This window comes from Polaribacter sp. BAL334 (genome assembly GCF_015767435.1).
In the GTDB taxonomy this organism is placed as follows: domain Bacteria; phylum Bacteroidota; class Bacteroidia; order Flavobacteriales; family Flavobacteriaceae; genus Polaribacter.
Genome location: NZ_JADWOV010000133.1, coordinates 1 through 1,098, shown reverse-complemented (window position 1 = coordinate 1,098; position 1,098 = coordinate 1). Strand labels below are relative to the sequence as shown.

General features: G+C 30.9%; 1 protein-coding gene. It reads right to left on the bottom strand.

Going from position 1 to position 1,098, the window contains the following annotated elements; all coding sequences use genetic code 11:
* Nucleotides 1–43: 43 nt before the first annotated feature.
* Complete coding sequence (locus tag IU405_RS00700; RefSeq protein ID WP_197436730.1) at nt 44–1,036, bottom strand: IS110 family transposase; 993 nt, start codon at nt 1,034–1,036, stop codon at nt 44–46.
* Nucleotides 1,037–1,098: the final 62 nt, after the last annotated feature.

Here is a 1,098-nt window from a genome sequence, read left to right as displayed (position 1 = left end):
TACGTATTCCAAGATCAAATCCTAATAAAATTTACTATTTTTTTTATGCTACATGATTTTGAAGAACAACATAAGGTGTTCCTCTTTTTATGACTGCAAATGCTCTTGCAATTAGCTTGTTTCTAACATTATTTATCGCTAACATTTTATCTTTCCCTTCTGCTAACTTTCGCTTGTAATATATGCGTAATTCACTATCATGTTGTATTGCTGAAATACTTGCCATACTTAATAAACTTTTCATTTTCCTATCTCCTAAATAGTGACACTGTTTTCGTCTTTTTATACTCGTGCCTGATTCATGTGCAAAAGGTGCTGTACCACAATAACTAGAAAAAGAACGCCAACTGTCAAATCTTGTAAAGTTCCCTGTATGGTAAATAAGTTGACAGGCAACTACGAATCCAATTCCTTTTAAACTCGATAGTAATTCATAATTTTTATGCATAGAAACATCTTCTGTTATCAACTCTTGAATTCTTTTTTCTATCGAATTTACTTGCTTTGATATATAATCTATGCTTCTTTTTAAGCTGATACAACAAGCATCTGTAGTAGAACTAGTTAATAGCACTTTCATCTCTTTTAAAGTGCCTTTTAAGCCAGCATTATTTCTTACTAATTGATCCCTTAACGCTAGTAATCTTCCTAACTCTAAATGATCTGTACTCTTTACACTACTTGGTCTTAATTCATCTCTATAAAGCCATGCATAACGTGCAATTAAACGTGAATCTAATCGGTCTGTTTTCTCTTTTACAATCCCTGAGGAACGCTTTATTTTCAGTGGACTTTCCTCTACATAAACTAGCTGCTGACTTTCAAGATAAAGTGCTAATTTTAAAGAGTAATAACCCGTATTCTCAAAACAATAAAAAACATCAACGTTTTTTGTCTCTTTAAAAACCCATTTTACTAAACTTTTATAACCTACTAAATCATTAGTAAACGCTTTGTGGACTTCGGATTGATAACAATATGCATCAATTGTTTTTTTTGATACATCAATTCCTACTACTTCTTTGTAATTTTTCATATTTTTACATTTAGGTTAATAAATATGTTGCTTTAACTACTTCCTTTATCGGGAGATTTTTC

Coding starts and splice junctions, on each gene's coding strand:
- IU405_RS00700 (WP_197436730.1), bottom strand. CDS start 1,036: ATGAAAAATTACAAAGAAGTAGTAGGAATTGATGTATCAAAAAAAACA.